Below are 23,984 nucleotides of genomic sequence, written 5' to 3'. Positions count from 1 at the left end.
ACGTACCTGGTCCCGGAGAGTCAGGTGTCCGGCCCGGCAGATCGGGCGGGCCTTTGCGGCTGACCTGTGACATCCCCTAAGGGGCGTCAGGCAGGGCTCATCAGGGGAGGAAGACCGAGGTGCTGAAGGTGACGATCGGGCGCGCACCCGACGACGGGTACAGCGCCACCACGTCCAGCCGTTCGCCGCGGTGCGTACGCGTCACCGGGTCCGGGCGCTTGTCGCCGTCGAAGTCCGCGTAGCCGAGGAGATCCGTCACGGCGCTCGCCTCTCCCGCCGGAAGCGCGGGCGGCGGTGGGAGCGTGATCGCCTTGGCGCGGTACGGGCCGCCCGCGCGGGCGGGGCCCTTCGGGCCGCCGAGCAGGAGCGTGCCCTTGGCCGGTGCGCCCGGCTTCGGGGCGCGCGCCGAGACCACCAGGTCGTCGTAGCCGTCGTCGTTCGTGTCGGGGCCGGTGGCCGGCGCGGAGAGCGCCGGGCCGCCGCCCTCCACCGGGGCCGCGGCCGCGCGCGGGGCGCCGGTGCGGGCGAACGGGCCGCGCAGGAAGCTGACCCGGCCCGAGGACGCGGTCACCGCGAGGTCGTTGCTGCCGTCGCCGTCGAAGTCGCCGCAGACCGGGTGGTCGGGCCATTCGTTGCCGTAACGGGCCTGTTCGGGGATGCGCAGCACCACTGCCTTGCCACCGAGTCCGGCCGGCGAGCCGAAGAGGAGCTGGAGCGGTACGGGCGGCCGGCCGATGCCGGTGTACGGAGGGTCGGTGGCCACGATCAGGTCGGCGTAGCCGTCCTTGTCGAGGTCGCAGGAGGCCTCGGCGTCGAAGGCGGCGGGGAGCGTGCCGTCGACGGGGGCGGCGTTGGCGCGCGGGGTGAGGAGGCGGCGTACGGCCGGGTCCAGGGTGCGCGCGGCGGCGGTGCCGTAGACGATGCCGATGCCCGCGTCGTCGCCGTGGCTGTCGCCGGCCGCCTTCACCAGGTCGTTCAGTACGAGATCGCGGTGGCCGTCGCCGTTGAAGTCGTCGGGCAGCTTGCTGCCCTTGCCGTGGGGGACGGGCAGCAGGGCCGGAGCCGCGCGGCCGGCGAGGGGCGGGGTGTCGCCGTTCTTGCCGGCGGCGGAGCGGGTGTCGGCCGGCGCGGGGTCGCTCGTACAGCCCGCCAGCAGGGCCGCGCAGACGGCGGCCAGAGCGGCCGCCGTCAGTCGCGGTCTCCGTGTCGTTGCCCGCGGTCTCCGCACGCCCACTCCTTCCCGTCGCTTCCCGTCCGTCACGTACACCTCACGAATGCTCGTCCGGGCGCGACGGCAGAGCAATGGATACGGCTTGATCGCTGGCCAATGGTTATCGGGCGGGCCGCGCGCTGGGCAGTGACACCGGTGCGCATTGTGCCGGATCGGTTGAGATTAGGTGCTTTGTCTGGCTGGGCTGTGCACCGGCCACGGTGCCCTTGCGGCGGGAGCGTGGCCTTCGCCGAGGCACCCGGGCCGGGCGCCGGGAGCACCAGCAGACGAAAGCGGCCGGTTCTGCCCCCGAGGCAGATCCGGCCGCTTCCTTTGTACCGCGCGTTACTTGACCGGCTCCGGTTCCGGCGCGTCCGCCGGCTCCTCGGCTGCCGCCGGATCCGCCGGAGGCGTCTTCACCGAGTCGAGCAGCAGCTGCGCCACGTCCACGACCTGGAGCGATTCCTTCGCCTGGCCGTCGTTCTTCTTGCCGTTCACCGAGTCCGTGAGCATGACCAGGCAGAAGGGGCAGGCCGTCGACACGATGTCGGGGTTCAGCGACAGCGCCTCGTCCACCCGCTCCGTGTTGATGCGCTTGCCGATCCGCTCCTCCATCCACATCCGCGCGCCGCCGGCGCCGCAGCAGAAGCCGCGCTCCTTGTGGCGGTGCATCTCCTGCTGGCGCAGGCCCGGGACGGCCGACATGATCTCGCGCGGCGGCGTGTAGACCTTGTTGTGGCGGCCCAGGTAGCACGGGTCGTGATAGGTGATCAGGCCGTCGACCGGCGTGACCGGGATCAGCTTGCCCTCGTCGATCAGGTGCTGCAGCAACTGCGTGTGGTGGATGACCTCGAACTCGCCGCCCAGCTGCGGGTATTCGTTCGCGATCGTGTTGAAGCAGTGCGGGCAGGTCGCGACGATCTTCTTCGACGCCTTGGGCTTCTTGGTCGACTCGTCCTCGTCGTCCTCGCCGAAGGCCATGTTCAGCATGGCCACGTTCTCCTGGCCGAGCTGCTGGAACAGCGGCTCGTTGCCGAGGCGGCGGGCCGAGTCACCGGTGCACTTCTCGTCGCCGCCCATGATCGCGAACTTGACGCCCGCCATGTGCAGCAGCTCCGCGAAGGCCTTGGTGGTCTTCTTCGCCCGGTCCTCCAACGCGCCCGCGCAGCCGACCCAGTAGAGGTAGTCGACCTCCGACAGGTCCTCGACGTCCTTGCCGACGATCGGGACCTCGAAGTCGACCTCCTTGGTCCACTCGACGCGCTGCTTCTTGGCCAGACCCCAGGGGTTGCCCTTCTTCTCCAGGTTCTTGAGCATCGTGCCCGCCTCGCTCGGGAAGGCGGACTCGATCATCACCTGGTAGCGGCGCATGTCGACGATGTGGTCGATGTGCTCGATGTCGACCGGGCACTGCTCCACGCACGCACCGCAGGTGGTGCAGGACCACAGCACGTCCGGGTCGATGACGCCGTTCTCCTCGAGGGTGCCGATCAGCGGGCGCTCGGCCTCGGCGAGAGCGGCCGCCGGGACGTCCTTCAGCTGCTCCTCGGACGCCTTCTCGTTGCCCTCCATGTCCTTGCCGCCACCGGCGAGCAGGTACGGCGCCTTGGCGTGCGCGTGGTCGCGCAGCGACATGATCAGGAGCTTGGGCGAGAGGGGCTTTCCGGTGTTCCAGGCCGGGCACTGCGACTGGCAGCGGCCGCACTCCGTGCACGTGGAGAAGTCGAGGATGCCCTTCCAGGAGAACTGCTCGACCTGGCTGACGCCGAACACGTCGTCCTCGCCCGGGTCTTCGAAGTCGATCTCCTTGCCGCCGCTGGTCATCGGCAGCAGCGCGCCGAGCGCGGTGCCACCGTCGGCGTTGCGCTTGAACCAGATGTTCGGGAAGCCGAGGAAGCGGTGCCAGGCCACACCCATGTTGGTGTTGAGCGAGACCGTGATCATCCAGATCAGTGACGTACCGATCTTGATCATCGCGGTGAAGTAGATCAGCGTCTGGAGGCTTGCGACGCTCAGTCCCTCGAAGGCCAGGACCAGCGGATACGAGACGAAGTACGCGGCCTCGTAGTGGTCCACGTGGTGGATCGCGCCCTCGAGCCCGCGCAGGGCGAGGATCGCGAGACCGATGGTGAGGATGACGTACTCGACGAAGTACGCCTGCCAGGCCTTGGAGCCCGCGAAGCGCGACTTGCGGCCGGCCCGCGACGGCAGGTTGAGCAGCCGGATCGCCATCAGGATGACGATGCCCACCACGGTCATCAGGCCGATGAACTCGATGTACATCTCGAACGGCAGGAAGCCGCCCAGGATTGGCAGGGTCCAGTCGGCCTGGAAGAGCTGGCCGTACGCCTGCGCCAGCGTCGGCGGCAGGGTCAGGAAGCCGATCGCGACGAACCAGTGCGCGAAGCCGACGATGCCCCACCGGTTCATCCGGGTGTGGCCGAGGAACTCCTTGGCCAGGGTGATCGTCCGCTGCTTGGGGTCGTCGGTGCGGCTGCCCGCCGGGACGGGCTGGCCGAGCTTCACGAACCGGTAGATCTGCGCCACGGCTCGGGCGATGAGCGCAACGCCGACCACGGTCAGGACCAGCGACACGATGATCGCGGCGAGTTGCATTTCGGGGCTCCTCGGGCCTGCGAGGGTGGGTACGGTCCGGCACTGTCCGAAGCTGGTACATTTCCGGAAGTACTGGGCACTACTAAGCGGTAACTTAATCAGTTCGTGCTGAGACTACCCAGTTATTTCGCCGCACTGTAGCCGCGCCGCCGGTGATCTGTGTCGCTCAGGTGAGCCTCACCGCGCGCGGTGGGCGGCGTCCCGCGACGGCCGCCGCGGGCGTGCGGACCAGGATCTTCAGGTCCAGTCCCAGCCAATGTTGCTCCACATAGTGGAGATCGAGTACGTCCATCTCCTCCCAGGGCAGTTCGGAACGGCCGCTGATCTGCCAGAGGCCGGTGATGCCCGGGCGTACGCCGAGCTTCGCGGCCCGGTCGCGGTGGGCGGGCGGCAGGGGTCGCGGGCCCACCAGGGACATCTCGCCGCGCACCACATTGATCAGCTGCGGCAACTGGTCGAGGAAGTGGTGGTGCAGGGTCCGTCCAGCCGGTGTCGCCAGATTCATGTGGAATACAAGCATGGTAAACGTCCGTCCGCCCTGGCCGGCCCGGTCGCGGCGGGCCAGTACCGCGCCCCGGCAGGTGACGGCGGCCACGGCGGCGATCATGAGCAGCGCGGGGCACAGGAGCAGCAGCAGGATCACGCCGCCCGCCAGATCGACGACTCGCTTGGCGTCGGGGGCTCGTAATGCGGCTCGCGGTACCGCCGCGGCTCGCTTCGCAGGCATGGTCTTATCGGACATGACCGTATTGTTCGCCTTCAGCGCTTTTCCGGATGGCGCGCCACGCGCGCGGGCAGTCCGTTGACGCGAAGGCTGCAGGTAAGCGCGGGATAAAAGTTGAGCGGGGTCGACTCAGGTCTGTTGACTCGGTAGAGTCGGTCATGCATCCTTGAGTCAGATCCACTCAAGTCGGTAAGTCAGCTGGAGGAATTGAAATGGCACGTGCGGTCGGCATCGACCTGGGCACGACTAACTCCGTCGTCAGCGTTCTGGAGGGCGGCGAGCCCACCGTCATCACCAACGCCGAAGGCGCCAGGACCACGCCGTCCGTCGTCGCCTTCGCGAAGAACGGTGAGGTGCTGGTCGGCGAGGTCGCTAAGCGCCAGGCAGTCACCAACGTCGACAGGACCATCCGGTCGGTCAAGCGCCACATGGGCACCGACTGGAAGATCGAGCTCGACGGCAAGCACTTCAACCCGCAGCAGATGAGCGCCTTCATCCTGCAGAAGCTGAAGCGCGACGCGGAGTCCTACCTCGGCGAGAAGGTCACCGACGCGGTGATCACTGTTCCCGCGTACTTCAACGACTCCGAGCGTCAGGCCACCAAGGAAGCCGGTGAGATCGCGGGTCTGAACGTCCTGCGCATCGTCAACGAGCCGACCGCGGCCGCTCTGGCCTACGGCCTCGACAAGGACGACCAGACCATCCTGGTCTTCGACCTCGGTGGCGGCACCTTCGACGTCTCGCTGCTGGAGATCGGCGACGGCGTCGTCGAGGTGAAGGCCACCAACGGTGACAACCACCTCGGTGGTGACGACTGGGACCAGCGCGTCGTCGACTACCTGGTGAAGCAGTTCCACAGCGGCCACGGCGTGGACCTCTCCAAGGACAAGATGGCTCTCCAGCGTCTGCGCGAGGCCGCGGAGAAGGCCAAGATCGAGCTGTCGTCCTCCACGGAGACCTCGATCAACCTGCCGTACATCACGGCCTCCGCCGAGGGCCCGCTGCACCTGGACGAGAAGCTCACGCGCGCCCAGTTCCAGCAGCTCACCGCCGACCTTCTGGAGCGCTGCAAGACGCCGTTCCACAACGTCATCAAGGACGCGGGCATCCAGCTCTCCGAGATCGACCATGTCGTTCTCGTCGGTGGCTCGACCCGTATGCCGGCCGTCGCCGAGCTCGTCAAGGAGCTGACCGGCGGCAAGGACGCCAACAAGGGCGTCAACCCGGACGAGGTCGTCGCCATCGGCGCCGCCCTTCAGGCCGGTGTCCTCAAGGGTGAGGTCAAGGACGTCCTGCTCCTCGACGTGACCCCGCTGTCCCTCGGCATTGAGACCAAGGGCGGCATCATGACCAAGCTCATCGAGCGCAACACCACGATCCCGACCAAGCGGTCCGAGATCTTCACCACGGCCGAGGACAACCAGCCGTCCGTGCAGATCCAGGTCTACCAGGGCGAGCGCGAGATCGCGGCGTACAACAAGAAGCTCGGGATGTTCGAGCTGACCGGTCTGCCGCCCGCCCCGCGCGGCGTCCCGCAGATCGAGGTCGCCTTCGACATCGACGCCAACGGCATCATGCACGTGACCGCGAAGGACCTGGGCACGGGCAAGGAGCAGAAGATGACCGTCACCGGCGGCTCCTCGCTGCCGAAGGACGAGGTCGACCGGATGCGCCAGGAGGCCGAGAAGTACGCGGAGGAGGACCACGCCCGCCGCGAGGCCGCCGAGTCCCGCAACCAGGGCGAGCAGCTCGTCTACCAGACCGAGAAGTTCCTCAAGGACAACGAGGACAAGGTCCCCGGTGACGTCAAGACCGAGGTCGAGGCCGCCGTCGCCGAGCTGAAGGAGAAGCTCAAGGGCGAGGACACCGCCGAGATCCGCACCGCCACCGAGAAGGTCGCGGCCGTCTCGCAGAAGCTGGGCCAGGCCATGTACGCCGACGCCCAGGCCGCGCAGGGCGCCGCAGGCGCCGAGGCTCCGGCCGGCGAGCAGGCCAAGGCGGAGGACGACGTCGTGGACGCCGAGATCGTCGACGACGAGAAGGACGCCAAGGGTGGTGCCGCGTGACGGAGGAGACTCCGGGGTTCGAAGAGAAGCCCGACGTCCCCTCCGGCGCCACCTCTGACGACGCCGCCGAGTCCGCCGAGTCCTCCCAGAAGGAGGGCCCGGCGGCCCCGGCAGGGGACGCAGCAATCATTACCGGTCTGACGGCCCAGCTGGACCAGGTCCGTACGGCGCTCCAGGAGCGCACGGCAGACCTCCAGCGGCTCCAGGCCGAGTACCAGAACTACCGCCGTCGTGTGGAGCGCGACCGGATCACGGTCAAGGAGATCGCCACGGCGAATCTGCTGACCGAGCTCCTGCCGATGCTCGACGACATCGGTCGTGCACGGGACCACGGTGAACTCGTGGGCGGGTTCAAGTCGGTTGCCGAGTCTCTCGAGACGGCGGCGGCCAAGATGGGCCTGCAGCAGTTCGGCAAGGAGGGCGAGCCCTTCGACCCGACGATCCACGAGGCGCTGATGCACTCGTACGCACCGGATGTCACCGAGACCACGTGCGTCGCGGTTCTGCAGCCGGGGTATCGCATCGGCGAGCGGACCATCCGGCCCGCGCGGGTCGCGGTGGCCGAGCCCCAGCCGGGCGCGGCGCCCGCGGTCTCGAAGGAAGAGACGGCGAACGACGAGGAGAGCGGTGGCCCGGAGGAGGGCTGACGCGGTGGTTGACCGATGGGTTGGCCGGTGGGTTGACCTGGTGATTGTCCGAGAGGAGGGACGTCGATGAGCACGAAGGACTTCGTCGAGAAGGACTACTACAAGGTTCTCGGCGTCCCCAAGGACGCCACCGAGGCCGAGATCAAGAAGGCGTACCGGAAGCTCGCCCGCGAGTACCACCCGGACGCCAACAAGGGTGATGCCAAGGCCGAGGAGCGCTTCAAGGAGATCTCCGAGGCGAACGACATCCTCGGCGACCCGAAGCGGCGCAAGGAGTACGACGAGGCGCGCGCCCTGTTCGGGAACGGCGGCTTCCGCGCCGGGCCCGGTGCGGGCGGCGCCGGCGGCAGCTTCAACTTCGACCTGGGCGACCTCTTCGGCGGCGCGCAGGGCGGTGGAGCGCAAGGTGGCGCCGGCGGCTTCGGCGGCGGTCTCGGCGATGTGTTCGGCGGACTGTTCAACCGCGGCGCCGGCACCGCCGGTACGCGTACGCAGCCCAGGCGCGGCCAGGACATCGAGTCCGAGGTGACGCTCAGCTTCACCGAGGCGGTCGACGGGGCCACGGTCCCGCTGCGGATGTCCAGCTCGGCCGCGTGCAAGGCCTGTTCCGGCACCGGCGACAAAAACGGTACGCCTCGGGTGTGCCCGACCTGTGTCGGCACCGGCCAGGTCTCGCGCGGCGGCAGCGGGTCCTTCTCGCTGACCGACCCGTGCGTGGACTGCAAGGGCCGCGGTCTGATCGCGCAGGACCCCTGCGAGGTCTGCAAGGGCAGCGGGCGCGCCCGCTCCTCGCGGACCATGCAGGTCAGGATTCCGGCGGGCGTCTCCGACGGCCAGCGGATCCGGCTGCGCGGCAAGGGCGCTCCGGGCGAACGGGGCGGCCCCGCCGGTGACTTGTATGTCGTCGTGCATGTCGACCCGCACCCGGTCTTCGGCCGCAGGGACGACAACCTCACGGTCACCGTGCCCGTCAGCTACCCGGAGGCGGCGCTCGGCGGCGAGGTGAAGGTGCCGACGCTCGGCGGTCCACCGGTCACGCTGAAGCTGCCCGCGGGCACGCCCAACGGACGTACGATGCGCGCCCGCGGCAAGGGAGCGGTCCGCAAGGACGGCTCCCGCGGCGACCTGCTGGTCACCGTCGAGGTCGCGGTCCCGACCGAGCTCAGCGACAAGGCGAAGGAAGCGCTGCAGGCCTACCGCGAAGCCACCGCGGACGAGGACCCGCGGGACGAGTTGTTCCAGGCCGCGAAGGGAGCATGACATGGACCCCCGATCGGGACGCAGCCGTAACCCCTACCAACTGACCGACGAGTCGCCGGTGTACGTGATTTCGGTGGCGGCCCAGCTGTCCGGTCTGCACCCGCAGACCCTGCGGCAGTACGACCGCCTCGGTCTCGTCTCCCCCGACCGCACGGCCGGCCGGGGCCGGCGCTACTCCGCCCGCGACATCGAACTGCTGCGCACCGTCCAGCAGTTGTCGCAGGACGAGGGCATCAACCTCGCCGGCATCAAGCGCATCATCGAGCTGGAGCACCAGGTCGCGGCGCTGCAGGCGCGGGTCGCCGAGCTGTCGGCGGCGGTCGACGGCGCGGCGGCGGCGATGCAGCAGCGCGAGGCGCAGGTGCACGCTTCGTACCGGCGGGATCTTGTGCCGTACCAGGATGTGCAGCAGGCGAGCGCGCTGGTGGTGTGGCGGCCGAAGCGGTCGGAGTAACAACGCAGGTCCTCAACCAGGCGCCGGACGGGTCGAGTTTGCCCCGTCCGGCGTTTTGGCGGGCTCCTGAAGGCCGTACGCCGAGAGATGCGCCCCGGAGGCCCGCCGGAGGCCGGCGGGCCCGCAGAACGGCTCCTCGGGACGGCGGAATCAGGTCGACTATCCCGGCAGTTTTGGTCAGGTACTCGTCAGGAATCCCGTCAGGACTCGTGCTCGAGAATGCCCGACTGCGCGATGAGATAGCCCAGTTGAGTACGGCTCCCGCTGCCCAGCGACGACCCCAGCTTGGCGATGTGCGCCCGGCAGGTGCGGACATTCATCCCCAGCCGGCGCGCGATCGCCTCGTCCACATGGCCCTCCACCAGCAGTTTCGCGATGGAGCGCTGCACGCCCGTGATGCCGTCCAGGTCCGGGCCGTACGAGATCGGCTCCTCCCACGGGATGCCGTGCAGCCAGAACTGCTCGAAGACGCCGACGAGATACTCGACGATCCCCTTGTGCCGCAGCTCCAGGGCCGAAAGACGGTCGCTGCTCGCCGGGATGAAGGCCACTTTCCGGTCGATGATGATCAGCCGGTCGATGATCTCCTCCAGCGTCCGCACCTCGACGCCCGAGGGCCCGACCTGCTCCATGTAGGCGAGCGTGGCCGGGTGGTGACGGGCAGTGTGCTGGTAGAGGGTGCGCATCCGGACACCCCGCTCGATCAGCGGTTCCACCCGGCGCAGCGCCTTCTCCAGGATGTGTGGCTGCCGCCCGCTGCCGGGCTGGACGGTGAGGAGCTCCTCCGTGCAGTCTGCGGTGACCTGGTCAAGGGTTGTGTTGATGCGGTTGAGGCCCTCGAGGACTGTTATCCCCTGTGGGACGGTGGAATTCTGCGCGGTGAACGCCATGAATGGCTCAAGAGCGTCGGTCAGAGCGACAGTTCGTCGTCGCCGCTCTTGGATCTCCCGCTCGATGGGGTGTATCAGCTGTGTCAGCGCAGTGGTCGGCGGAACCGGGCGAAGCCACTGAGCGTCGTCGGGATCCGGGTGCAGCAGGGCGAGATCGAAGAGACAGGGCGTGGATTCCGCCTCTGACCGGGCTATACGCCCCGTGCGAAGAGCGGTGATGTACAGACTTTTCCCCGACTCGCACAGCTCACCGTCTGCGTGAGGGTGTCCCGGTTCGACCTCATTAGATGGCATATGCACCCCCTCAGGCTCCTGCATTACAGGAACATGATGCCTGCCGTCGCTGGTGCAAGCGTTCGGAGTGAGACATCGTCTTATGCGCGGGGGAGGAGGAATGATCAAAAGAGGTGGAGAACACCCATGTCTAGGACGCTACGTGCTCTTTGTGCTCTTGCCATAGCGGCGGCCGCGCTAGGTGCGGTGGCCTCCGGTGAGCCCTCCTGGGGTAGCAGCTCCCCTGCCGTGGTGGCGGCGACCCAGGGCGAGTCTTCGTGGGGCGGCCTCGTTTCCGCGGACTCGGGTTCGGCGCCAGGTGAGCCCTCCTGGGGTGCTGCTCCGGCAACTGCCGTAGTCGCCCCTGGTGAGCCTTCCTGGGGTGTCGGTCCGGCAGGCACGAACGAATGACCGTTCCACCGGACGACCGGACCTTCCGGCGTGAGATGGCAACGGCCTACCGCTCGGGGTGGCATTTCATCGACCTCGTCACGGCAATCCCCCACCGTGGCGACTCGTTGATGGTCACCCTGTTCGGCGAGCCGATCGTCGTGGCACGCGAGGAGGACGAAGACGTTCGTGCATACCGGTGCCTTCGCCGGCCCCGTGGAGCACCACAGCCCGTCCGCTGTGCCATCAGGTACGGCATGATTTTCGTCAATCTCGACCAGCGTGATCATCAGTTGGCCGAGCCCGACACCACCACCGCCACCCCCCGCAGTGCCTGAGCGGTTCCCCCGTCGTTGTAAATCGCTCAGGCGCTTCCCCCACACAGCGGCGCCATCGTGGACCTGAAACGCGATGGCGCCGCTGTGCTTTTCCCGTACGGCCCCGGGCTCTTCGCGTACGGCCCCGGTGGCGCTCAGGCGCTGCCCATCGCCCGGGTCAGGGCGATCTCGATGAGCACCCGGTCCGGGTTCGGGGCCGGTGTGCGGCCGTAGCGCTGCGCGTAGCGCTCCACCGCGTCCGCGACGAGCTCCGGCTCCGTACGGACCCTCGCGCGGCCCTCCAGGGTCGCCCAGCGGCCCTTGTCCACCTGGCAGACCGCGACCGCCGCGCCGTCCGGGCCCGCGGCCAGGATGTTGGCGACCTTGCGGCTGTTCTTGTTGGTGATGACGCGCGCGACGCCGCCCTCCGGGTCGTAGGTGACGCCGACCGCCACGACGTGCGGCGTGCCGTCCTGGCGCGAGGTCGTCAGGGTGCACAGGTGGTACTCGCGCCAGAAGCTCAGGAAGGAAGCGCCGGGGTTCCGCGGGTCGTTGGCCATGCTCCGGAACCTACCGGCGGCGGCTGGCCATCACTACCTTGAGCGGAATAGACTCAACTTTGTGACCGTTGGATCAGTCATAGTCTTCGAGACGTTCGCAGAGACTGTGCACCGCGACTGAGCCGAGGAGGAGAACCGCCCGTGGACGCCGAGCTGACCAACAAGAGCCGGGACGCCCTGAACGCCGCCACCACCAAGGCGGTGTCCGACGGCCACCCAGATCTGACCCCCACGCATCTGCTCCTCGCCCTCCTCGCGGGCGAGGAGAACGAGAACATCACCGACCTGCTGGCCGCCGTCGAGGCGGACCAGGCAGCCGTGCGGTCCGGCGCGGAGCGGCTGCTCGCCGCGCAGCCCAGCGTCACCGGATCCACGGTCGCACCGCCGCAGCCCAACCGTGAGCTGCTCGCCGTCATCGCGGACGCCGCGCAGCGCGCCAAGGAACTCGGCGACGATTATCTCTCCACCGAGCATCTGCTCATCGGCATCGCCGCCAAGGGCGGCCAGGCCGGTGAGGTACTCGCGAAGGAAGGCGCCACGGCCAAGAAGCTGCTGGCCGCCTTCGAAACGACCAGGGGAGGACGCCGGGTGACCACACCCGACCCGGAGGGCCAGTACAAGGCGCTGCAGAAGTTCGGCACGGACTTCACCGCCGCGGCCCGCGAAGGCAAGCTCGACCCGGTCATCGGCCGTGACCAGGAGATCCGCCGGGTCGTCCAGGTGCTGTCCCGGCGTACGAAGAACAACCCGGTGCTCATCGGCGAGCCCGGCGTCGGCAAGACCGCCGTCGTCGAGGGCCTTGCCCAGCGCATCGTGAAGGGCGACGTGCCCGAGTCGCTGAAGAACAAGCGGCTGGTGGCACTCGACCTCGCCGCGATGGTCGCGGGTGCGAAGTACCGCGGCGAGTTCGAGGAACGACTGAAGACCGTGCTCTCCGAGATCAAGGAGAGCGACGGCCAGATCATCACCTTCATCGACGAGTTGCACACGGTCGTCGGCGCGGGCGCCGGCGGCGACTCCGCCATGGACGCGGGCAATATGCTCAAGCCGATGCTGGCCCGCGGTGAGCTGCGGATGGTCGGCGCGACGACGCTCGACGAGTACCGCGAACGCATCGAGAAGGACCCGGCGCTGGAGCGCCGCTTCCAGCAGGTGCTGGTGGCGGAGCCGACCGTCGAGGACACGATCGCGATCCTGCGCGGACTCAAGGGCCGGTACGAGGCCCATCACAAGGTCCAGATCGCGGACTCCGCACTGGTTGCGGCCGCAACGCTGTCCGACCGGTACATCACCTCGCGCTTCCTCCCGGACAAGGCCATCGACCTCGTCGACGAGGCCGCTTCCCGGCTGCGTATGGAGATCGACTCCTCGCCGGTCGAGATCGACGAGCTCCAGCGCTCCGTGGACCGGCTGAAGATGGAGGAGCTGGCCCTCAAGAACGAGACCGACCCCGGATCCAGGCAGCGCCTGGAGAAGCTGCGCCGCGACCTCGCCGACCGGGAGGAGGAGCTGCGCGGCCTCACCGCCCGCTGGGAGAAGGAGAAGGAGGGCCTCAACCGCGTCGGTGAGCTCAAGGAGAAGCTCGACGAACTGCGCGGCCAGGCCGAGCGCGCCCAGCGCGACGGCGACTTCGACACCGCGTCCAAGCTGCTGTACGGCGAGATCCCGGCGCTGGAGCGGGAGTTGGAGGAGGCGTCCGAGGCCGAGCAGGAGGCTGCCAAGGACACCATGGTCAAGGACGAGGTCGGCCCGGACGACATCGCGGACGTGGTCGGCTCCTGGACCGGCATTCCCGCGGGCCGGCTCCTCGAGGGCGAGACGCAGAAGCTGCTGCGGATGGAGGAGGAGCTGGGACGGCGGCTGATCGGCCAGTCGGAGGCCGTGCAGGCCGTCTCCGACGCGGTACGCCGTACGAGGGCCGGGATCGCCGATCCCGACCGGCCGACGGGCTCGTTCCTCTTCCTCGGCCCGACGGGTGTCGGCAAGACCGAGCTGGCGAAGGCTCTCGCGGACTTCCTCTTCGACGACGAGCGGGCGATGGTCCGCATCGACATGTCGGAGTACAGCGAGAAGCACAGCGTCGCCCGGCTGGTCGGCGCGCCGCCCGGCTATGTCGGCTACGAGGAGGGCGGCCAGCTCACCGAGGCCGTACGCCGCCGTCCGTACTCCGTCGTCCTGCTGGACGAGGTCGAGAAGGCGCATCCCGAGGTCTTCGACATCCTGCTCCAGGTCCTCGACGACGGCCGGCTCACGGACGGCCAGGGCCGCACGGTCGACTTCCGGAACGCGATCCTGATCCTGACGTCGAACCTGGGCAGCCAGTATCTGGTCGAGCCGCTGACCTCGGAGGCGGAGAAGAAGGAGCAGGTCCTGGAGGTCGTCCGGGCCTCCTTCAAGCCGGAGTTCCTGAACCGGCTCGACGACCTGGTGGTCTTCTCGGCCCTGACCAAGGGCGAGCTGACGCGGATCGCCAGGCTCCAGATCGACCGGCTCGCGAAGCGTCTCGCCGAGCGCCGGCTCACGCTGGAGGTCACGCCCGAGGCCCTGGAGTGGCTGGCCGACGAGGGCAACGACCCGGCGTACGGAGCCCGGCCGCTGCGCCGCCTGGTGCAGACGGCGATCGGCGACCGGCTGGCCAAGGAGATCCTGGCGGGCGAGGTCACGGACGGTGACACGATCCGTGTCGACCGCTTCGAGAACGAGCTGCTGGTCGGCCCGGCGTCGGCGCCGGCGGCCGAGAAGGCGCTGTGACGGCCGCAAAGTCGCCGTGACGGCCGGGCGCGGCCTTCAGGGGTTGCGCCCGACCGCCCGGCATGGGGGAGGATGGCCGCATCCGTACGAAGGGAAATCCACGGTGACCATCGATCCGTCCTCGATTCCGAATTTCGGGGGCCAGCCCAAGCCTCAGGCCGCAGGACCGGCGGGCCCCGTCGTTCCCGACCAGGACCTGGTCAAGCAGCTCCTCGACCAGATGGAGCTGAAGTACGTCGTCGACGACGAGGGCGACCTCGCCGCGCCGTGGGAGGAATTCCGCACGTACTTCATGTTCCGTGGCGAGGACGACCAGCAGGTCTTCTCGGTCCGGACCTTCTACGACCGTCCGCTCCCGGTCGAGGACAAGCAGAAGATCCTCGACGTGATCGACGACTGGAACCGCCGCACGCTGTGGCCGAAGGTCTACACGCACCTGCACGACGAGGACCAGGACGCGGCCCCGACGATCCGGCTCATCGGTGAGGCACAGATGCTCACCGGCACCGGCGTCAGCCTGGAGCACTTCGTGTCCTCCACGGTCAGCTGGGTCCGCGCGGCCATCGAGTTCGACAAGTGGCTCGTCGAGCAACTCGGCCTGGAGCCGGCGGACGAGAAGCCCGCCGACGACGCCTGAGGCTCAGCCCTACAGCGCGATCGGGGACAGCGTCAGCAGATACGTCCCATAGGCAAAGGAAAGCCCGGCCAGGGCGACGGTCACCACGACCGCCGCTTTGGGCCGGGCTTTTGCCATGGCCCGGGCCAGCGGCAGCAGCAGCGGGAACGCGGGCAGCAGAAAACGCGGCTTCGACTCGAAGAACCCCGATCCGCCGACCGTGATCAGCAGCAGCACCCCGGAGTAGACGAGCAGCGCCGGCGGCGGCTTCTCCAGCGCGCTCAGCGCGAACAGCAGCACCGCGGCGGCGACGATCAGCAGCGCCACCAGCAACGAGAACAGCGCGGGGCGCAGCACGATGTCCCGCACCACCTTCAGCGCCCCGATCCCGAAGTCGAACGTCGAGGTCCAGCCGCGCTGCACGGAGAAGTAGCCGCCGAGCGGATCGCCGGTACGGATGCCGACGGAGAGCACATAGCCGCACCAGCCGACCGGCGCGAGCGCCGCGCCCGCCCAGATCCGCCGGTCCACGCGCTCGCGCCGCCCAAGAGCCCGGATCACCTCGCAGGCGGCCACCGCGAGCACCGCGGCGGCCACCGCGATCCCGTTGGGCCGGGAAAGCCCAGCCAGCGACGCCAGGACGCCCGCCCACAGCCAGCGCCGGGTGAGCAGCGCGTACAGCGACCAGGCCGCGAAGGCCGTGAGCACCGGCTCGGTGTACGCCATGGACAGCACGATCGAGTGCGGCAGCAGCCCCCACAGCAGCACCAGCAGCGTCGCCGTGCGCCGCCCGTGGAGCCGCTCGCCGACCGCGTAGATGCCCCAGGCCGCCGCGCCCGCCGCCGTCCACGAGATCAGCAGCCCGGCGCTGCCGCTGGTCACCGGGACCACCGTCGTCACCGCGCGTACCAGCGCCGGGTAGAGCGGGAAGAACGCCAGATCGCTCTGGACCGCGCCGTCCGGCCAGTAGAGGATGCGGCCGTAGCCGTGCTCGGCGATGAGCATGTACCAGTCGGAGTCCCAGGCCCGCGCGAGGATCGCCCGCGGTGAGCGGCCGATGTGCCAGGCCCAGCCGGCCATCACGAGCAGCCCGGTCAGCCGTGCCGCCGCGAACAGGCCCAGCGCGGGGGCCGCCCGCAGCAGCGCGGCACGCCAGCGGGGGACGGGCCGGGTCGTACCCGCCGCCGCGGCTGCTCTGTCTGCTCTCTCGAGAGTCTCGGCGGACAGGGGGCACCTCCGGGCGCGCACAAGTGTCGGTCAACCCGACGATGAGCGGCCGGGGCCGTCCATGCGAGCGCTGACCAGCCGACAGGCCTTGTTCCTACCCGGTCGGCTGAAGGAGCGCGTGTCGCCCGTGACAGCGGGCGCCTTACCCGCTAGCCAGCCCCTTGAGCCGGGTCACCGCCTCCTGCAGGACCGCCTCTTGCTTGCAGAAGGCGAAGCGTACGAACGGGGCGCCCTGCTCGCGGTGGTCGTAGAAGACGGCGTTCGGGATGGCGACCACACCGCACCGCTCGGGCAGCGCACGGCAGAAGGCGAAGCCGTCGTCCTCGCCGAGCGGCCGGATGTCGGTGGTGACGAAGTACGTCCCGGCGGGCCGGTAGACCTCGAAACCGGCGTCCGCGAGCCCCGCGCTCAGCAGATCGCGCTTGGCACGCAGATCGTCGCGCAGCCCGTCGAAGTACGCCTGAGGCAGCCGCAGTGCCTCGGCGATGGCGTACTGGAAGGGCCCTGAGGCCACATAGGTGAGGAACTGCTTGGCGGAGCGGACCGCCGTCACCAGTTCCGGCGACGACGTCACCCAGCCGACCTTCCAGCCGGTGAAGGAGAACGTCTTGCCCGCCGAGCTGATGGTGACCGTGCGTTCGCCCATCCCGGGGAAGGTCGCCAGTGGCGTGTGTTCGCCGTCGAAGACCAGGTGCTCGTACACCTCGTCGGTGACGACGAGCAGATCGCGCTCGACGGCGAGCTCGGCGATCGCGCCCAGCTCTTCGTGGGTCAGCACCGTGCCGGTGGGATTGTGCGGTGTGTTCAGCAGGATCAGCCGCGTGCGGTCGGTAACGGCGTCGCGCAGTTCGTCGAGGTCGAGGTGGTACGCGCCGTCCCGCGGCCGCAGGGTCACCGGCACCCGCCGTCCGCCCGCCATCGCGATGCTCGCCGCGTACGAGTCGTAGTACGGCTCCAGTGCGATGACCTCGTCGCCGGGCTCGACAAGCGCGAGCAGTGAGGCCGCGATCGCCTCGGTCGCACCGGCGGTGACCAGCACCTGGGTGTCCGCGTCGAGCGCCAGGCCGTACCGCTTGAGCTGGTGCTCGACGATCGCGGTGCGCAGTTCGGGGACGCCGGTGCCCGGCGGGTACTGATTGCCGCGGCCGTCGCGCAGGGCCCGTACCGCCGCCTCTCTGACCTCGTCCGGGCCGTCGGTGTCGGGGAAGCCCTGGCCGAGGTTGATCGACCCGGTCGCGGCGGCCAGCGCCGACATCTCCGCGAAGATCGTCGTGCCGAATTCCGCGAGCCGGCGGTTGAGCAGCGGTCGTCGTCCGGGTGCGTGTGCGTCCATGTCGGCCATCCTGTGCCGAAGCTCTGGAGTTGCTCAAGTCTGCTTTGGGCCCGCGAGGCCGGGGGCATCCCCATTTCACGCAAGAAAGCGGTCACGCAAGAAGCGGTCACGCGATGACGCGGGGGTCTCGCTTCGGGGGAAAAGTAAGGACGGTGAGAAGCAATGGCTTTCTTCGAGATTGTGCTGATTGCGCTTGTCTTCTTCGCGCTCATCGGCATCGTGAGGGCCTTGGGGAAGCGCGGCAGGCGCCGCGGGCGGCGGCGCAGCGGCGCGGCCGGCGGCGGCGGGGGCGGCAGCTGGTGGGCGGGTGACAGCGGCGGCGGGGGTTCGTCGTGCGGCGGTGGCTCGTCCTGCGGAAGCTCCTCATCCTGCGGGGGCGGCGGGGGATGCGGTGGCGGAGGCAGCTGACACGGGGCAGCTGGTCCGCGACCACGGAAGGCACCCGGCGGTTAACTCCCGCCGGGTGCCTCGGCGTTGACGCGCCACCGGCGTGTTGGCCGTTGTGTAGGCCGTCGTTCACCTTCACCGCCCCGGCCGGCCCGGCGTGTTTTGTTGAACAGATGAACCGTGGGGCCCCCTAGGGGATGGAAACCCCTGCAAGTTGGGTAAAAGGGCTGTGAGCCCCGCGTACTTCATGATTCCCTCGCTGTTGGAACCTGTTGGAACCATCCAGCCCTCGGACCAGTCGTGGACCCGAGCAGGCAGTCCCCGGATCATCTTGAACTCGTCTCTCAGGGGCGCCCCCGGTCCACGTGTCCACCCGCCGAAGCGTGCTTGCGGAGCCGACCCATGCTCACGACCCTCCATACCGCGTACACCGACACCCGCGCCGACGACCTCGCATGGGCGTTGGGCCGGGAGCCGCTGCCCGCTCTGGCCGTGCTCGATCTCGAACTGTCGGGGTCGAAGCTGCAGTTGAGGCTGCTCGGTGCCTCCCATCAGGTGCTGCTCGAGGAGGACGAGGGCAGTTGCTCGGAGACCGTCGCCTGCATGCCCGGCTCCAGCACTCCGCTGCCGCTCGGCGTGGCCAAGCGTCTCGGTGACTGGGAGTACGAGTTCGCCGCGCGCGTGGAGACGCTCTCGCAGGGCTCGTTCGCCGGGCGGGCGCAGGAGTTGCTCGCACTGGTCGCCGACCATCCGAACGGACTTGCCGGCACATTTCCCGGCTCCCCACACGCGTTCACGGCGATGATGGCGCAGCGGCTCGACGGCCAGGTGCGCTGGCGGACCTGGCACGCCTATCCGCAGGAGGGCCGCCTTGTCGTCACCCGTACGAGGGTCGGCGCGCTCTCCCACAACGCCCGTCCGGAGCGGTCTGTGGAGCGCGCGGCGCTGTGATTCCGTGGTGAGAACCCTTGTGGGTGACAGGGTGCATGCGGCTCGTGACGTAGCGTTACGGGCATGATTGACCGGCCGCCGCTGTCACCGCCCCAAGGTGCGGTGCTGCTGCCCGTGCGCCCCGACGCAGGCCGGTTCCTCGTGCTGACGGCGGTCTTCGTCTGCGCCGCCTGCGGACTGGTGTACGAGCTCGAACTGGTCGCGCTCGCCTCGTACTTGATCGGCGACTCCGTCACCCAGGCGTCCGTCGTCCTGTCGGTGATGGTCTTCGCGATGGGCATCGGCTCGCTCCTCGCCAAGCGGCTGCGCTGCCGGGCCGCGGTCGGCTTCGGTCTGCTGGAATCGCTGCTGGCACTGGTCGGCGGCTGCTCCGCGATGGTGCTGTACGCGGCCTTCGCCTGGATCGGCGACTCCAGTTTTGTGCTGGTGGCCTTCTCGCTCGCCATCGGCGTGCTGATCGGTGCGGAGATCCCGCTGCTGCTGACGCTGATCCAGCGGATCTCGCGGCGGGACGCGGAAGGCACTGTCGCCGATCTGTTCGCCGCGGACTATGTGGGCGCGCTCGTCGGCGGGCTCGCGTTCCCGTTTCTGCTGCTGCCCTTGTTCGGGCAGCTCACCGGCGGACTGCTGACGGGCGCGGTCAACGCGGTGGCCGGCGGATCGCTTGTGCTGTGGCTCTTCCGCCGCGATCTGACGGCACGTTCGCGAGGCTGGCTGCTCGTCGCCAATGTCATGGTCCTCGTGGTGCTGGCCACCGCGACCGTGCTCGTCGACGACTTCGAACGGGCCGCCCGCCGCGCGGTCTACGGCGACCAGGTGCGCGTCGCCATCCACACCGACGTCCAGGAAATCGTTCTCACCGGCGCCCCGTCCGGGCCGCCGGACCTCTTCCTGGACGGGCGGCTGCGGGTCAGCGGCCGTGACGAGTACCGCTACCACGAGGCGCTGGTCCATCCCGCGATGCGAGGTCCGCATGCGCGGGTGCTGATCCTCGGTGGTGGCGACGGGCTCGCCGCCCGCGAGGTGCTGCGCTACCCGGACGTGCGCACGGTCACCGTCGTCGAACGGGACCCGGGCGTGGTCCGGCTCGCCCGCGGCGATCCGGCGCTGGCCCGGCTCAACGGACAGGCGTACCGCGATCCCCGCGTGCGGGTGGCGACGTCGGACGCCTTCTCCTGGCTGCGCGCGCCCCGCGACTCGTACGACGTGGTGATCTCGGACCTGCCCGATCCCGGCATCACACCGAGCACCAAGCTCTACTCGCAGGAGTTCTACGCGCTCGGCGCGCGGGTCCTTGCCCGCGGCGGACGGCTGGTGGTGCACGCGGGGCCGGTGGCGGCGCGGCCGCGGACGTACTGGACGGTGGACGCGACGCTGCGGGCGGCCGGCTTCGGCACGACGCCGTACCGCGCGACCGGGCGGCTCGCCGGTTTCTCCGCCGGCCCGGACCGCTCCATCGGGACCGCGTCCGCGCCGCCGGACTGGGGCTTCCTGCTCGCCGCGCCCCGCCGGCCGCCGGAGCTGGCCCTCGACCCTCGCGCTCCGCGGCTGCGGTCGCTGACCCGGGCGGTGCTCGCCGAGGACGCGTGGGGGGCGGAGCGTACGAGACTGCTCGGCCTGCCGGCCTCCACTCTGGTGCATCCGCGCTACACGGACTGAATCGCAGACGGGAGCGGCGGGTCTGAGTAGGCTCGATCCCATGGAGCATGAGGTGTTCGTTCCGGTTCCGTCCGAGACAGTCCGCCAGGCGCTACGGGACCCCGCGCGGGTCGCCCGCTGCATCCCCGGGTTCCAGCAGGACGCGGACGAGTCCGCGGGCCCGCTCTCCGGCCGCCTGAAGGTCCGCATCGGTGGACATACGATCACCTACCGCGGCGCGCTGCGGATCGTGGAGCAGGACGAGGTCTTCGCGGTCGAGAGCGAGGGAGTCGAGGCCCGCGGTTCGGGCTCGGCGAAGGTGTCGCTGACGATCCGGCCGGTGGAGTCGGAGGGCGGCACGACGCTCACCTTCAGTGCCACGAGCCAGGCTGACGGCCGCGCGGCGGAGCTGGCCCCGGAGTCCACGGAGCTGGCGGCCCACCGTCTGCTGGATCGTTTCGCGGGGGCGCTGGTGGCCACGGTGGAGGAGCCGGAGCCGCAGCCGGAGCCGGCCGCCGCCGAGCCTGAGCCTGAGGGCCGGGCCGGGAGCGAGGGCCCGGGGCCGGTGAGCGTGGACGACGCCGAGCGGCTCGGGCTGGTGGACGCGGAGGAGGAGCCCGCAGGGACCGAAGGACCGGGTTCCGTGAGTGCCGATGCCGATGCCGACGCTGCGGACGGAGACGATCAGGAGGACGAAGCCTCGGGCTCCGGCGTCTTCGACGCGCCCGTGCCGCCGCCGCCTCTCGGGGAGCTGGCCGAGGAGGAGTTCGACGCCCTCGACGCCGAGGATGTCGAGGACGTCGACGAACTGCCCGCGGTTCCCGACGAGCCGCCCGCCGAGGCCGCCCATGCCCGGCGCACCATGATCGGCCGCAGCGCCGAAGAGGTCGACCACGCCCCTCCGCGCGGCCGTTACGCGCCGGTGCCCGCCGCCGAAGCGGGTTCCGCGGGTGTGACCCTGCGCTGGATCGCGCCCGCCGCGGCGCTGGCGATCGCCTCCGCAGTGGTCGTGGGGCGAGTACTGCGCCGTCGCAAGTAATGTCGTCGTGTGAGTAGCGAAGAGAGCGTCCGGCTGGCCGCCGGCGACATCGAGTTGACCGTCCACCCGCACAACGGCTGCCGTGTCGCGAGCCTGACCATCGGCGGCACCGAGGTGCTCCGCCAGGGCGAGCGGTACGGCTCGTTCCCGATGGTCCCCTGGTGCGGCCGGGTCGAGAACGGCCGGTTCCGCAACGGCGACGTGGAACATCAACTCCCGCTCGACTCACCGCCGCACGCCATCCACGGCACCGGCCGCGACAGCGCCTGGCGCACCGCCCGGGCCGGCAAGGACGAGGCGGCGTTCACCTACGACCTCGCCGAGCCCTGGCCGTACAGCGGGCTCGTCACGCAGACCTTCGCGCTCGCCGAGGACTCGCTGACGCTGACCATGGGCATCGAGACGTACGACACCTCCTTCCCGGCCCAGGCAGGCTGGCACCCCTGGTTCCGGCGCAGCCTCGGCGGCGAGGACGTACGCATCGACTTCACGCCCGAGTGGCAGGAGGAGCGCGGCGAGAACCATCTGCCGACCGGGCGGCGCATTCCGATGCGTCCCAGCCCGTGGGACGACTGCTTCGGGATGCCCGACGGCGTCTCGGTGACGCTCACCTGGCCGCAGCAGCTGGAGCTCACCGTCAGCAGCCGCGCCGAGTGGGTCGTGGTCTATGACGAGCAGGACGAGGCCGTGTGCGTGGAGCCGCAGTCGGGCCCGCCGAACGGACTCAACACCCACCCTGTCCTCGTCACCCCGATCGAGCCCCTGGAGATCGCGACCACCTGGGCGTGGCGTCGCCTTTAAGCTCATGGCATGACTGACGTACGCGCCGATCTGCTGCAGCAGATCAAGGACAAGGCCGTGGTGCACGGCAAGGTGACCCTCTCCTCGGGTCTTGAGGCCGACTACTACGTGGACCTTCGCCGGATCACGCTCGACGGCGCGGCCGCGCCGCTGGTCGGCCAGGTGATGTCCGATCTGACGGCGGAGCTGGACTTCGACTGTGTGGGCGGGCTGACGCTCGGCGCCGACCCGGTCGCGACGTCGATCCTGCACGCGGCCGCGGCGCGAGGTCAGCGGGTGGACGCCTTTGTCGTACGCAAGGCGGCCAAGGAGCACGGCATGCAGCGCCGCGTCGAGGGCCCGGACATCAAGGGCCGCCGCTGCCTGGTCGTCGAGGACACCTCCACGACCGGTGGCTCGCCGCTGACCGCGGTGGAGGCCGTGCGCGAGGCCGGCGGCGAGGTCGTCGCGGTGGCGACGATCGTGGACCGGGCGACCGGCGCGGGCGAGAAGATCAGCGGCACGGCCGGGGTGCCGTATCTCTACGCGTACTCGCTGGACGAGCTCGGTCTCGGCTGATCCCGATCGTCGGCTTGATCCTTTTCTGAGGGGTCTGACCTGCGAAAATGGTGAGGGGTTGATCGTTTCACGTGAAACAGTCAACCCCTCTCGCATGCCCGCAGACCGGGCGGGGTGGAGCCGGGCCGAGAGTCTGGAAAGATGGGCGCCGACGATGACGTCGCCCCCCAGGTCAGGGCCACCCATATCGCCCACCCGCACATCACAAGGAGCGGACAGATGCCCATCGCAACCCCCGAGGTCTACACCGAGATGCTCGACCGGGCGAAGGCAGGCAAGTTCGCCTACCCGGCCATCAATGTGACCTCCTCCCAGACCCTGCACGCTGCGCTGCGCGGCTTCGCGGAGGCCGAGAGCGACGGCATCATCCAGATCTCGACCGGGGGCGCCGAGTTCCTGGGCGGCCAGCACAACAAGGACATGGTCACCGGCGCGGTCGCGCTCGCCGAGTTCGCGCACATCGTGGCCGCCAAGTACGACGTCACCGTCGCGCTGCACACGGACCACTGCCCGAAGGACAAGCTGGACGGCTATGTACGTCCGCTGCTCGCGGTCTCCGCCGAGCGTGTCGCGGCCGGTCGGAACCCGCTGTTCCAGTCGCACATGTGGGACGGCTCGGCCGAGACCCTCGCCGACAACCTGGCCATCGGCCAGGAGCTGCTCGCGCTGGCCGCCGCCGCGAAGATCATCCTCGAGGTCGAGATCACCCCGACCGGCGGCGAGGAGGACGGTGTCACGCACGAGATCAACGACGAGCTGTACACCACCGTCGACGACGCCATCCGCACCGCCGAGGCCCTCGGCCTGGGCGAGAAGGGCCGCTACCTGCTGGCCGCCTCCTTCGGCAATGTCCACGGCGTCTACAAGCCGGGCAATGTCGTGCTCCGCCCCGAGCTGCTGAAGGACCTGCAGGCCGGCGTCGCCGCCAAGTTCGGCAAGGCCGACCCGTTCGACTTCGTCTTCCACGGCGGCTCCGGCTCGACCGCCGAGGAGATCGCCACCGCGCTGGAGAACGGCGTCGTGAAGATGAACCTCGACACCGACACCCAGTACGCCTTCACCCGCCCCGTCGCGGACCACATGTTCAAGAACTACGACGGCGTGCTGAAGGTCGACGGCGAGGTCGGCTCCAAGAAGACCTACGACCCGCGTACCTGGGGCAAGGCGGCCGAGGCCGGCATGGCCAAGCGCGTCACCGAGGCCTGTGCGGCCCTGCGCTCCACCGGCACCAAGCTCAAGTAAGCGATACACACGACGGCCCGGCACCCCTCCAGGT

20 protein-coding genes are annotated in these 23,984 nt (G+C 69.5%); 13 read left to right on the top strand and 7 right to left on the bottom strand.

Annotation, left to right across the window (positions count from 1 at the left end; translation table 11 throughout):
• Window positions 1-100 precede the first annotated feature (100 nt).
• From ACH4YL_RS04595 to ACH4YL_RS04585, 3 genes are all read right to left on the bottom strand, one after another.
• Window positions 101-1,228 (bottom strand): FG-GAP repeat domain-containing protein, encoded by a 1,128-nt coding sequence (locus ACH4YL_RS04595; protein WP_398504795.1) that lies wholly within the window; start codon window positions 1,226-1,228, stop codon window positions 101-103.
• 327 nt (window positions 1,229-1,555) lie between these two features.
• Window positions 1,556-3,826, bottom strand: coding sequence for a heterodisulfide reductase-related iron-sulfur binding cluster (locus ACH4YL_RS04590; protein ID WP_398504793.1), 2,271 nt, complete (start codon window positions 3,824-3,826; stop codon window positions 1,556-1,558).
• A 166-nt stretch (window positions 3,827-3,992) separates the two neighbouring features.
• Window positions 3,993-4,568: a sugar transferase gene (locus ACH4YL_RS04585; RefSeq protein WP_398504791.1), complete on the bottom strand. Its 576-nt coding sequence runs from the start codon at window positions 4,566-4,568 to the stop codon at window positions 3,993-3,995.
• A 194-nt stretch (window positions 4,569-4,762) separates the two neighbouring features.
• Here ACH4YL_RS04585 and dnaK point away from each other — a divergent pair, with 194 nt between their 5' ends.
• From dnaK to ACH4YL_RS04565, 4 genes are all read left to right on the top strand, one after another.
• Complete coding sequence (gene dnaK / locus ACH4YL_RS04580; protein WP_398504789.1) at window positions 4,763-6,616, top strand: molecular chaperone DnaK; 1,854 nt, start codon at window positions 4,763-4,765, stop codon at window positions 6,614-6,616.
• The gene (gene grpE / locus ACH4YL_RS04575; RefSeq protein ID WP_398504787.1) at window positions 6,613-7,263 is read left to right on the top strand and encodes a nucleotide exchange factor GrpE; all 651 of its coding nucleotides are present in this window, start codon (window positions 6,613-6,615) and stop codon (window positions 7,261-7,263) included. Before dnaK ends, grpE begins: the two co-directional genes overlap by 4 nt.
• 66 nt (window positions 7,264-7,329) lie before the next feature.
• Window positions 7,330-8,523 (top strand): molecular chaperone DnaJ, encoded by a 1,194-nt coding sequence (gene dnaJ, locus ACH4YL_RS04570; RefSeq protein WP_398504785.1) that lies wholly within the window; start codon window positions 7,330-7,332, stop codon window positions 8,521-8,523.
• A 1-nt stretch (window position 8,524) separates the two neighbouring features.
• A complete protein-coding gene (locus tag ACH4YL_RS04565; protein ID WP_398504783.1) occupies window positions 8,525-8,977 on the top strand; it encodes a heat shock protein transcriptional repressor HspR in 453 nt (150 codons plus the stop codon).
• A gap of 200 nt (window positions 8,978-9,177) precedes the next feature.
• On the opposite strand, the gene ACH4YL_RS04560 is transcribed toward ACH4YL_RS04565, so the two are convergent.
• Window positions 9,178-10,161, bottom strand: a complete 984-nt coding sequence (locus ACH4YL_RS04560; protein ID WP_398505590.1) for a helix-turn-helix transcriptional regulator — start codon at window positions 10,159-10,161, stop codon at window positions 9,178-9,180.
• 386 nt (window positions 10,162-10,547) lie between these two features.
• Between ACH4YL_RS04560 and ACH4YL_RS04555 the strand changes: the two genes are divergently transcribed.
• Window positions 10,548-10,868 carry a (2Fe-2S)-binding protein gene (locus ACH4YL_RS04555; protein WP_398504781.1) on the top strand — a complete coding sequence of 107 codons (321 nt, stop codon included), beginning with the start codon at window positions 10,548-10,550 and terminating at the stop codon, window positions 10,866-10,868.
• Between the two features lie 134 nt (window positions 10,869-11,002).
• Here ACH4YL_RS04555 and ACH4YL_RS04550 read toward each other — a convergent pair whose 3' ends face one another.
• Window positions 11,003-11,407 (bottom strand): pyridoxamine 5'-phosphate oxidase family protein, encoded by a 405-nt coding sequence (locus ACH4YL_RS04550; protein WP_398504779.1) that lies wholly within the window; start codon window positions 11,405-11,407, stop codon window positions 11,003-11,005.
• Between the two features lie 141 nt (window positions 11,408-11,548).
• On the opposite strand from ACH4YL_RS04550, the gene clpB reads away from it, so the two are divergent.
• Both clpB and ACH4YL_RS04540 read left to right on the top strand, forming a co-directional pair.
• Window positions 11,549-14,158, top strand: a complete 2,610-nt coding sequence (gene clpB, locus ACH4YL_RS04545; RefSeq protein ID WP_398504777.1) for an ATP-dependent chaperone ClpB — start codon at window positions 11,549-11,551, stop codon at window positions 14,156-14,158.
• A gap of 103 nt (window positions 14,159-14,261) precedes the next feature.
• On the top strand, window positions 14,262-14,795 hold the full coding sequence (locus ACH4YL_RS04540; protein ID WP_398504775.1) for a YbjN domain-containing protein: 534 nt from the start codon (window positions 14,262-14,264) through the stop codon (window positions 14,793-14,795).
• A 9-nt stretch (window positions 14,796-14,804) separates the two neighbouring features.
• Here the strand turns inward: ACH4YL_RS04540 and ACH4YL_RS04535 are convergent, their stop codons facing one another.
• Together ACH4YL_RS04535 and ACH4YL_RS04530 are read right to left on the bottom strand one after the other, a co-directional pair.
• The gene (locus ACH4YL_RS04535) at window positions 14,805-16,022 is read right to left on the bottom strand and encodes a glycosyltransferase family 39 protein (protein WP_398504773.1); all 1,218 of its coding nucleotides are present in this window, start codon (window positions 16,020-16,022) and stop codon (window positions 14,805-14,807) included.
• A 121-nt stretch (window positions 16,023-16,143) separates the two neighbouring features.
• Window positions 16,144-17,343: a pyridoxal phosphate-dependent aminotransferase gene (locus ACH4YL_RS04530; protein WP_398504771.1), complete on the bottom strand. Its 1,200-nt coding sequence runs from the start codon at window positions 17,341-17,343 to the stop codon at window positions 16,144-16,146.
• Window positions 17,344-18,123: 780 nt separating this feature from the next.
• Between ACH4YL_RS04530 and ACH4YL_RS04525 the strand changes: the two genes are divergently transcribed.
• The 6 genes from ACH4YL_RS04525 to fbaA all read left to right on the top strand — a co-directional run bounded on the left by ACH4YL_RS04525 (window position 18,124) and on the right by fbaA (window position 23,950).
• Window positions 18,124-18,672, top strand: coding sequence for a DUF2617 family protein (locus ACH4YL_RS04525; protein ID WP_398504769.1), 549 nt, complete (start codon window positions 18,124-18,126; stop codon window positions 18,670-18,672).
• 63 nt (window positions 18,673-18,735) lie between these two features.
• Window positions 18,736-20,331: a polyamine aminopropyltransferase gene (locus ACH4YL_RS04520; RefSeq protein WP_398504767.1), complete on the top strand. Its 1,596-nt coding sequence runs from the start codon at window positions 18,736-18,738 to the stop codon at window positions 20,329-20,331.
• Window positions 20,332-20,371: 40 nt separating this feature from the next.
• Window positions 20,372-21,349, top strand: coding sequence for an SRPBCC domain-containing protein (locus ACH4YL_RS04515; RefSeq protein ID WP_398504765.1), 978 nt, complete (start codon window positions 20,372-20,374; stop codon window positions 21,347-21,349).
• Between the two features lie 9 nt (window positions 21,350-21,358).
• Window positions 21,359-22,150: an aldose 1-epimerase gene (locus tag ACH4YL_RS04510; RefSeq protein ID WP_398504763.1), complete on the top strand. Its 792-nt coding sequence runs from the start codon at window positions 21,359-21,361 to the stop codon at window positions 22,148-22,150.
• A 9-nt stretch (window positions 22,151-22,159) separates the two neighbouring features.
• A complete protein-coding gene (gene pyrE / locus ACH4YL_RS04505; RefSeq protein WP_398504761.1) occupies window positions 22,160-22,708 on the top strand; it encodes an orotate phosphoribosyltransferase in 549 nt (182 codons plus the stop codon).
• A gap of 219 nt (window positions 22,709-22,927) precedes the next feature.
• Window positions 22,928-23,950 (top strand): class II fructose-bisphosphate aldolase, encoded by a 1,023-nt coding sequence (gene fbaA, locus ACH4YL_RS04500; RefSeq protein ID WP_398504759.1) that lies wholly within the window; start codon window positions 22,928-22,930, stop codon window positions 23,948-23,950.
• The last annotated feature ends 34 nt before the right edge of the window (window positions 23,951-23,984 follow it).

The organism is Streptomyces sp. NPDC020681 (assembly GCF_044334895.1).
GTDB lineage: Bacteria > Actinomycetota > Actinomycetes > Streptomycetales > Streptomycetaceae > Streptomyces.
This window is presented reverse-complemented; position numbering and strand designations above follow the sequence as displayed.